At 71.0% G+C, this 8,452-nt stretch carries 8 protein-coding genes and 1 pseudogene; 5 read left to right on the top strand and 4 right to left on the bottom strand.

Annotated elements, in window-relative coordinates; genetic code table 11:
• The 3 genes and pseudogenes from EQG76_RS17285 to EQG76_RS32980 form a co-directional block, all read right to left on the bottom strand.
• Window positions 1-520, bottom strand: a pseudogene (locus tag EQG76_RS17285) (sensor histidine kinase NtrY-like); the annotation flags it as partial.
• Between the two features lie 85 nt (window positions 521-605).
• Window positions 606-2,084, bottom strand: a complete 1,479-nt coding sequence (gene ntrC, locus EQG76_RS17280; RefSeq protein WP_159715635.1) for a nitrogen regulation protein NR(I) — start codon at window positions 2,082-2,084, stop codon at window positions 606-608.
• Window positions 2,081-3,220: a two-component system sensor histidine kinase NtrB gene (locus tag EQG76_RS32980; protein WP_159715634.1), complete on the bottom strand. Its 1,140-nt coding sequence runs from the start codon at window positions 3,218-3,220 to the stop codon at window positions 2,081-2,083. The genes ntrC and EQG76_RS32980 overlap by 4 nt, the downstream gene beginning before the upstream one ends.
• A gap of 177 nt (window positions 3,221-3,397) precedes the next feature.
• Between EQG76_RS32980 and EQG76_RS17270 the strand changes: the two genes are divergently transcribed.
• The 5 genes from EQG76_RS17270 (at window position 3,398) to EQG76_RS17250 (ending at window position 7,410) form a co-directional block, all read left to right on the top strand.
• Complete coding sequence (locus EQG76_RS17270; RefSeq protein ID WP_159715633.1) at window positions 3,398-4,561, top strand: bifunctional 2-C-methyl-D-erythritol 4-phosphate cytidylyltransferase/2-C-methyl-D-erythritol 2,4-cyclodiphosphate synthase; 1,164 nt, start codon at window positions 3,398-3,400, stop codon at window positions 4,559-4,561.
• On the top strand, window positions 4,561-5,013 hold the full coding sequence (locus tag EQG76_RS17265) for a phosphatidylglycerophosphatase A family protein (RefSeq protein WP_159715632.1): 453 nt from the start codon (window positions 4,561-4,563) through the stop codon (window positions 5,011-5,013). Before EQG76_RS17270 ends, EQG76_RS17265 begins: the two co-directional genes overlap by 1 nt.
• Entirely contained in the window at window positions 5,014-5,508 is a 495-nt protein-coding gene (locus EQG76_RS17260) for a CinA family protein (RefSeq protein ID WP_200840884.1), read from the top strand. It begins immediately after the preceding gene.
• Window positions 5,509-6,040: 532 nt separating this feature from the next.
• Window positions 6,041-6,619 carry a sigma-70 family RNA polymerase sigma factor gene (locus EQG76_RS17255; protein ID WP_235031417.1) on the top strand — a complete coding sequence of 193 codons (579 nt, stop codon included), beginning with the start codon at window positions 6,041-6,043 and terminating at the stop codon, window positions 6,617-6,619.
• Window positions 6,616-7,410 carry an anti-sigma factor family protein gene (locus EQG76_RS17250; RefSeq protein ID WP_159715631.1) on the top strand — a complete coding sequence of 265 codons (795 nt, stop codon included), beginning with the start codon at window positions 6,616-6,618 and terminating at the stop codon, window positions 7,408-7,410. Before EQG76_RS17255 ends, EQG76_RS17250 begins: the two co-directional genes overlap by 4 nt.
• A gap of 16 nt (window positions 7,411-7,426) precedes the next feature.
• On the opposite strand, the gene EQG76_RS17245 is transcribed toward EQG76_RS17250, so the two are convergent.
• On the bottom strand, window positions 7,427-8,452 hold a 1,026-nt coding region (locus EQG76_RS17245), incomplete at its 5' end, for an FUSC family protein (RefSeq protein WP_159715630.1).

The raw sequence follows: 8,452 nt of genomic DNA, 5'->3' as shown, positions 1-8,452 counted from the left end.
GCGAGCGCACCATCGCATGCGCCTCGACCAGGTCCTGCAGGCTGCGGCCATAGCGGCCTTCGCGGTTGATGTCGGCCGCCATCGCCAGCGCGTCGGCCCGGATGTTCTCCCGGTGCTCCTCCAGATAGGCCTGGGCGACCTGCAGGGAGGTGTCGACCGCCTCGCGCACCCGATCGCTGAACCAGGCATTGACGCCGACATGGAGGAACCAGACGGAGAACAGCGTCACCACGATCGCCGGGGTCACCGCCAGCAGCCCGAACAGGGCGACCAGCCGCCCTTCCAGGCCGGAGCCGGCGCTGCCCTTGCGCCGGGCCGCCCAGATCCGGACGAGGCGCCTTGCCACCACCACGCTCAGCAGCAGCACGAGCACGAGGTCCACGCAGAGGAGGACCAGCACGCCGCCCGTGTCGAGCCCAGCCGGCCCCTTGCCGGTCAGGACCGCCCAGGTGGTGATCCCGCATACCACGGCGACCGCCACCAGCAGCTTGGCCAGACGCGGATCCTGGGCAATGGCCACGATGCGCCGCCAAAAGGACGGCTTGGTGATGGAGATTCCGCTCAGCAGGAGAGGTAGGCCCGTCGTCTTCCCGAGAATGACGGGATCATGGCGCGCGGGAGACGACGATGTCCAGTTCGCGAATCTTCTTGCGCAGCGTGTTGCGGTTCATGCCGAGCAGGTCGGCGGCACGGAGCTGGTTGCCGCGGGTGACCGAGAGCGCCTTGCCGATCAGCGGCCGCTCGATCTCGCGCAGCACCCGGTCATACACCCCATCGGGCGGCAGGCCGCCGTCATGGGCCTTGAACCAGCGCTCCAGGTGGCGCTCGACCGCGGCGGACAGGGTCTCCTCGACGACCGGGGCATCGCCGCCGCCGGCCGGCTGGCCGCTCTGGGCGCCCGCGGAGGGCCGGTCCCCGGCCTGCTCCAGCTCGGACGCGATCGTGTCCTCGGCCAGGATCTCGTCGGTGTAGAGCACCGCCAGCCGCCGCACGAGGTTCTCCAGCTCGCGCACGTTGCCAGGCCAGGGATGGGCCTTCAGCCGGATCATCGCCTCCGGGGTCAGGCTCTTGATCGCCAGCCCCTCGGCCGCCGCCTTGGCAAAGAAGTGCTGGACCAGGGCCGGGATGTCGTCGGCCCGCTCGCGCAAAGGCGGCAGGCGGATTGGCACGACGTTGAGGCGATAGAACAGGTCCTCGCGGAACAGCCCCTGGGCCACCATCTGGCGCAGGTCGCGGTGCGAGGCCGCCACGATGCGCAGGTTGGTCCTGATCGGGTGGGTCCCGCCCACCGGCAGGAACTCGCCCTGCTGGAGCACGCGCAGGAGCCTTGTCTGCGCTTCCAGCGGCATGTCGCCGATCTCGTCCAGGAACAGCGTGCCGCCATTGGCCTGCTCGAACCGCCCGACCCGGCGGGCATGGGCGCCGGTGAACGCCCCCTTCTCGTGGCCGAACAGCTCCGATTCGATCAGCTCCCTGGGGATCGCCGCCATGTTCACGGCGACGAACGGGCCGTTGCGGCGCTTGCCGAACTCGTGCAGCGCCTTGGCGACCAGTTCCTTGCCCGTGCCGCTCTCGCCCGCGATCAGCACGGTGAGGTCGGTGCCGGTGAGGCGCGCGATGATCCGGTAGATCTCCTGCATGGCCGAGGAGCGGCCGATGATCGGCAAGTTGTCGTCCAGGCCGCTCAGGACGTCGGCCGCAGCGCCGTTGCGGCGCTTGGGCTGGGCGAGTGCCCGCTGCACCGCGGCGGTCAGGTTGCCGAGGTCGAAGGGCTTGGGCAGGTATTCGAACGCACCCCGCTCGGTGGCGCGCACCGCGGTCAGCAGCGTGTTCTGCGCGCTCATCACGATCACCGGCAGGTCCGGCCGGGTCGCGCGGATCCTGGGCAGGAGGTCCAGCGAGTTCTCGTCGGGCAGCATCACGTCGGTGATGACGAGGTCACCCTCGCCGGCAGCGACCCAGCGCCACAGGGCCGAGGCGGCCGAGGTCGCCTGCACCCGCCAGCCCTGCTTGGCCAGCGCCCGGCTGACCACGGTGCGGATGGCGGCGTCGTCCTCGGCCAGGAGGATCGTCGTGTCGTTCATCGGGAAGCGGCCTCTTCGGTATCGCGTGCGCCCCGGCCGGCGGAGCGGTTGGCCGGCAGGCTGACGCGGAATACCGCGCCCGGGTCGCCGGGATGATGGGACACGACCCCGCCATGGTCGTGGACGATCTTGGCGACCAGCGCCAGGCCCAGCCCGGTGCCGCGCGGCTTGCTGGTCACGAACGGCTCGAACAGATGGTCGGCCACGTCCGGCGCCACGCCCGGCCCGTCGTCCTTCACCTCCACCGTGATCGGCAGGTGCAGCCGCTCGCGCGAGGTGCCGAGCGCCATGCGCCAGCCATGCTGGTAGGTGGTGGTGAGGGTGATGGTGCCGCCGTCCGGCTGGGCCGCCTCCGCGGCGTTCTTGACCAGGTTCAGGAACACCTGGATCAGCTTGTCGCGGTCGCCCTCCACATGGGGCAGGGACGGGTCGTAATGCTCAATGATCCGGTGGCGCCGGGCGAAGCCGTGCTCGGCGATGCGGCGGACATGCTCCAGGACCTGGTGGATGTTGACCGGCCGTCGCTCGACCGGCCGGCCGGCGTTGAACTCCTCCATCCGGTCGACCAGGGCGCAGATCCGGTCGGTCTCGTCGCAGATGAGCTGGACCAGCGGCCGGTCCTCCTCGGGGATGGTGGGCTCCAGCAACTGGGCGGCGCCGCGGATCCCGGAGAGCGGGTTCTTGACCTCGTGCGCGAGGGTCGCCGCGAGCGTGGCCACCGAGCGGGCCGAGCCGCGCTGCACCCGGTGCTGGTCGAGCCGCCGCGCCACCGAGCAGGGATGGAGGATGACCAGCACATGGCCGGGGTTCTCCACGACCGGGCTCATATGGCTGTCCACCAGCACGGTCTCGCCCTTGGACAGCGCCAGCTCGACGCCGTACTCGGACACGGAGGCACCCCCGGTCGAGACGTGCCGGATCAGGTCCAGGATCGTGGCGTGCGCCGGCATGAAGTCCGAGAGCGGCCGGCCGACCAGCACGTTCAGGGAGGCGCCGAACAACTGCTCCGCGGCGGGATTGACCGTCACCAGCCGGGCATCCCCATCGACCACGAAGAGGGGGCTCGGCAGGTTGGCGAGCAGCTGCGCTGCGCTGACCGGTGCCGGCTGTGCCGCCCCTGGCGATCGTTCCATCATCGTCGTGTTGCGCACCGTATAAGCAACCTACCCTCTGTGCCCGTTCCATAGGCAACCTATTCCTCGAAATCTTGCGGCGCAAGCGACGCCGACACCTCCCGGCCGCATCGCGCCGATGCGGAAGAATCATGCCGCGGTGCCTGGGCGGGGCCGCCTGCTCCGGGTAACCTTCCGGCCATGTCCGAACCCGACTGCATCGCGCTCGTCGTCGCCGCCGGTCAGGGCGAGCGCTTCGGCGGCACCCGACCCAAGCAATATCTGGAGCTGGCGGGCGAGCCGGTCCTGCGCCGCGCCATGCGGCCCTTCCTCGCCCACCCGGCCATCGCCGGCATCCGCGTGGTGATCGCACCCGGCCAGGAGGAGCTGTACGGCGAGGCCACGGCCGGCCTGCCACTGCTGCCGCCGGTCGAGGGCGGTGCCACCCGGCAGGCCTCGGTACTGGCGGGGCTGGAATCCCTGGCAGGGCAGGCGCCGGCCCGGGTGCTCGTTCACGACGCGGCGCGGCCGCTGGTGACGGGGGCGCTGATCGACCGGGTGCTGGCGGGTCTGGACGATGCCGACGCGGTGCTGCCGGGCCTGCCCGTGGTGGATTCCCTGCGCTCGGTCGAGGGCGGTGTGGTCACCGGCGAGGTGGCGCGCGACCGGCTGGTGCGCGCCCAGACCCCGCAGGGCTTCCGCTTCACCGCCGTGCTGGCGGCACACCGCCGCCATGCCCGGGCGGACGGCATCACCGACGATGTCGAGCTGGTCCGACGCTCCGGCGGCACCGTGGCCTGGGTCAGGGGCGAGGAGGAGAATCTGAAGGTGACCCATCCCGACGATCTCGGCCTCGCCGCCCGGCTGCTGGGCGCTGGCCAGCGCCGCTATGCCACCGGCCTGGGCTTCGACATCCATGCGGTCGCGGCCGACCGGCCGCTCTGGCTGGGCGGAGTGCAGGTCCCTGCCCCCTTCGGCCTGGCCGGCCATTCGGATGCCGACGTGGTCCTCCACGCCCTGACCGACGCCCTGCTCGGCACGGTGGGTGCCGGCGACATCGGCGTGCATTTCCCACCTTCTGACGAACGCTGGCGCGGTGCCGCCTCCGACCAGTTCGTCCGCCATGCGCTGGCCCTGGTGGCCGAGCAGGGCGGCCGGCTGGAGCATGCCGACCTGTCGATCATGGCCGAGCGCCCGAAGATCGGCCCGCACCGCCAGGCGATCCAGGCCAGGCTCGGCCAGATCCTGGGCCTGGAGCCCCGGCGGATCGGGCTCAAGGCCGGTACCATGGAGGGCCTGGGTGCGATCGGCCGCCAGGAGGGCATCGCTGCACAGGCCGTCGTGACGGTCAGCTTCCCGTCGTGATGGCCAAGGGGGTGGAACTGCTCGTCACCTGGTTCGGCAGCGGCTACCTCAAGCCCGCCTCGGGCACCTGGGGCTCGCTGGCGGCCCTGCCGTTCGGGATCGCGCTGCACTGGGCGTTCGGCCCGATCTCCTTATGCGTGCTGGCGCTGCTGCTCTACGGCGCCGGCGTGGTGCTGGGCGGCGTCTACCTGGTCACCGCGGAGCACCCCGACCCGGACGACTTCGTGCTGGACGAGGTGGTGGGGCAGTGGCTGACCCTGGCCGCGGCACCGCTCACCGTGGCCGGCGTGGTCGTCGCCTTCCTGTGCTTTCGGGTGATCGACATCGTCAAGCCCTGGCCGGCATCCTGGATCGACCGCAAGGTGCACGGCTCGCTGGGGGTGATGACCGACGACCTGGTGGCCGGCATCTATGCCGGGATCCTGGTGCTGCTGGCGGGAGCCTATCTCTAGATGATCACCATCGATGCGGACCTGCTCGATAAGGCCCAGCGGCTGCTCGCGGCCTGCCGCGCCCGGGGCCTGAGCCTGGTCACCGCCGAAAGCTGCACGGGCGGGCTGATCGCGGGCGTGCTCACCGCCGTCCCGGGCAGCTCCGACGTGGTGGACCGCGGCTTCGTCACCTATTCCAACGAGGCCAAGGCGGCGATGGTGGGCGTGCCGGACGAGCTGCTGGCTAGCCATGGCGCGGTAAGCGAGCCGGTCGCCCGAGCGATGGCCCATGGCGCCCTGGCCCATTCGGCTGCCGACCTTGCGGTCGCCGTCACCGGCATCGCCGGGCCCGGCGGCGGCAGCGCGGCCAAGCCCGTGGGCCTGGTGCATCTGGCAGCCGCCGCCAGGGATGGAAGGGTCGTTCACGAGCGGGTCGTCTTCCCGGGCGACCGGGCGGCGGTGCGGGCGGCGACCGTGCTTCGCGCCCTTGATCTTCTGGAGCAGTTGACCGGCTGAGGCTTCCCCCGTGCAAGCGCGAGGACGCCGGGGGGAATGATGAAGCCGCCACGCGAGGACAATCATCGATAGCTTGTATCAAATAGTTCCTCGATCGTGGCGGCTTCGGCCTGGGGCGATCCAACTATCACGGCGTGATCCCATGTTTTTCCGCCCCAATTTCTTGTCGCGGCGTCAGCCACGCCGGCCTCCATGAAGGTCGAGCCGGGCCGGTGGTGACACCCTTGGATGCCGCATCGACGTTGCTGGTCCCGACAGAAACTGCGCTTCTGGAACAACCGGCGTCATGGCTGCTCCGGCCGGGCAACCGGCCACCGCCAGCATGGACCTTGTCGCAGCCCTCCCTGTCGTCGCCTCGGCCCTTCTTGCCGCTGGCAGAAGGGCCTTCCGATATCGTCAACACCTGGGCCTGCCGCTTATTCCATTTCCGTCTCCCGACGACGCGCCTTTGGCCGCCGGCGAACGGAATGACGGAATGGCGGCAGGCGTGGAATAAACTGCCGCTCCAGGTGTTGACGAAGATAGGACGTTCGTGAGCGGCGCTTCGGGCGGAGCTGGCGATGTCGGCAAGGGGTGGCGCTCATCCGCCGGGTCGACCGGGTGGCGCATGGACTTCCTGACCGAGCTTGAGAGCTGCGTGCCGAGCCTGCGCCGCTACGCCCGTGCATTGCTCCGCGATCGCGACGGCGCCGACGACCTGGTGCAGGACTGCCTGGAGCGGGCGCTCAGCCGCAGGCATCTCTGGCGTGGTGGACAGGGCCTGCGGCCGTGGCTGTTCCGCATCCTGCACAACATCTACGCCAACGAGATCCGGAGCCGCCGGGCGCGGCCGGTCTTTCAGTCGATCGACCGCGCCGCCGATCTTCCGGCTGGCGGCAGCCACGATGCCCGCATCGAGCTGCGCGAGATGGAGAGGGCCTTGAGCCTCCTGCCCGAGGAGCAGCGCTACGTCGTCCTGCTGGTGGCCCTCACCGGCCTGTCCTACCAGGAATGTGCCGATGCCCTGGGCGTACCCGTCGGGACGGTGATGTCCCGCCTGTCCCGCGGCCGCGAGCATCTGCGCAGGTTTCTCGCGGGCGAGACCGGGCCTTCCCTGCGGAGGGTCAAGTGAGCGCCCCGCCCGAACCGGTCGGTGAGGCGGATCTGCACGCCCATGCCGACGGCCGCCTGCCACCGGAGCGCGTGGCGATCGTGGCGGAGTGGCTAGCACACCATCCCGAGGCCCGCGAACAGGTCGCCCTGTGGCGGCGCCAGAACGAGCTGATCAGGGAGCTGCACGGCGAGCCGCCGGAGCCCCTGCCGGCGAGGCTGCGACCGAGCAGGTGGGTGCTGGGCCGGCGCCAGGCGCTCCGACGCCTGGCCGTGGCTGCGGCGGCGGGGCTGCTGGCCGGCGGCGGTGCCGGCTGGATCGGCCGCGGCCTCGTGCCGCTATCCAATACGGAGGGAGATGACCTGGCGCGCGAGGCGGCACGGGCACACCGCGATCTGGCGGAGGCCGCACCGCTCGAGCCTGGGCCGGACGGCCAGACGCGGCTGCTCGCCTGGCTTGCGCAGGAACTCGGGCATCCGGTGCGCGTACCGGATCTGTCCGCGGTGGGCCTGCGGCTCCTGGGTGGGCGGACGGTCATGGGCGGCAGGGACAGGAAGGCTGTCCAGCTCGTCTACGAGGACCTGGCGGGCGCCCGCTTCACCCTCTTCCTGCTCTGGGCCGACCGGTCGGCACCGCCCGAGTTCCGCTTCTTCCGTTCGGGCGAGGTCAATCTCTTCTATTGGCCGGAAGACGCGCTGCGCTGCGTGCTCGTCGGTCCCGCCGACCCCGACCATCTGCTCGATCTCGCTCTTGCCGCCTATGACGAGATGGAGAAGGACAGTCACACAGCGGTCAACCACGCGACTCCCTAGGCGAGCCGGCCCTGGCTCAGGCGGCGCCCGCCTCCGCGCCGCCTGAGCGGGTGTGCAGCTCGATCAGGTCGCGGCGGAGCTGGGCGAACGCGAAGGCCACTGCATAGAGGCTCTGCAACTGCTCGATCGTGAGCGTGCGCATCACCCCTGCGGCGCGCAGCTCGCCCAGGCTCTCGTCGATCAGGCGCAGCGCCGTGTCGATCCCGGCAGGGTCGGGCGGCGGCTCCCGCCGCACCACGGCATCTGCCACTGCCGTCAGGTTGTCGCGGAGCCTGGCAGCCGCGTCGCGCAGGGGCTTGTCCAGGATGGCGGCGGCGGTTTCCGGCAAGGGCCGGAGGGTGGAACGGCCGAGGAGCAGGATGCTGGTGTGCAGGCGGCGGATGGCCGCCACCAGCGCATCGGGGTCGCGCTCCTCGGTGAGTCGGGCCAGCCGCTCCCGGCGCGCCTCCTCGGCCAGCCCCTCCAGCTTGGCGATCATGGTGCGGATCCTGCGGTGGCGCGGGCGCAGCGCCGCGTCGTCGCGGGCACCCGACAGGCCATCCAGGAGCGGCTCGAACATCAGCGCCATCTGCCCCAGCACCTCGCGGGCCGCATCCCGCAGGTCGCGATGCGCCCGCGCGGGCAGCACGGTCAGCGCTACCCCGATCCCGACCAGGCCGCCGAGCGCTATCTCCAGCACCCGCTCGAACCCGAGTTCTAGCGGGGGCAGGTGGCTGGGCGACATCAGCATCATGGCCGCGGTAACTGGTGCGATCCGGAAGACCGGGCTGGTGGCCGAGGCAAGCGTGGTGGGTACCAATGCCAGGAGGAAGGTGCCGATCCCGGCCGGCCCTGGGGGCGGCAGCACCACCACCGCCAGGAGCCCGCACAGCGCCCCCAGCAGGGTCGCCAGCAACCGGTCGCGCGCTGCCTTGAGTGAGCCGCCGACATTGCTCTGGGTCACGATGATCGCGGTGATCACCGCCCAAAAACCCTGCGGCAGCCCCAGCAGATGGACCAGCACATGCGCTGCGAGCGCGGAGGTCATCAGCCGGACGGCGAG

The organism is Geminicoccus flavidas, assembly GCF_009806515.1.
In the GTDB taxonomy this organism is placed as follows: Bacteria; Pseudomonadota; Alphaproteobacteria; order Geminicoccales; family Geminicoccaceae; genus Geminicoccus; species Geminicoccus flavidus.
Note: the sequence above shows the minus strand (reverse complement) of the source record. Positions and strands in the feature narration are given on the sequence as shown.

What these genes read in the sequence shown, in the direction of transcription:
- EQG76_RS17260 (WP_200840884.1), top strand. Translation starts at nt 5,014, where the DNA reads ATGATCACCATCGATGCGGACCTGCTCGATAAGGCCCAGCGGCTGCTC.
- EQG76_RS17270 (WP_159715633.1), top strand. Translation starts at nt 3,398, where the DNA reads ATGTCCGAACCCGACTGCATCGCGCTCGTCGTCGCCGCCGGTCAGGGC.
- EQG76_RS32980 (WP_159715634.1), bottom strand. Translation starts at nt 3,220, where the DNA reads ATGATGGAACGATCGCCAGGGGCGGCACAGCCGGCACCGGTCAGCGCA.
- EQG76_RS17265 (WP_159715632.1), top strand. Translation starts at nt 4,561, where the DNA reads ATGGCCAAGGGGGTGGAACTGCTCGTCACCTGGTTCGGCAGCGGCTAC.
- ntrC (WP_159715635.1), bottom strand. Translation starts at nt 2,084, where the DNA reads ATGAACGACACGACGATCCTCCTGGCCGAGGACGACGCCGCCATCCGC.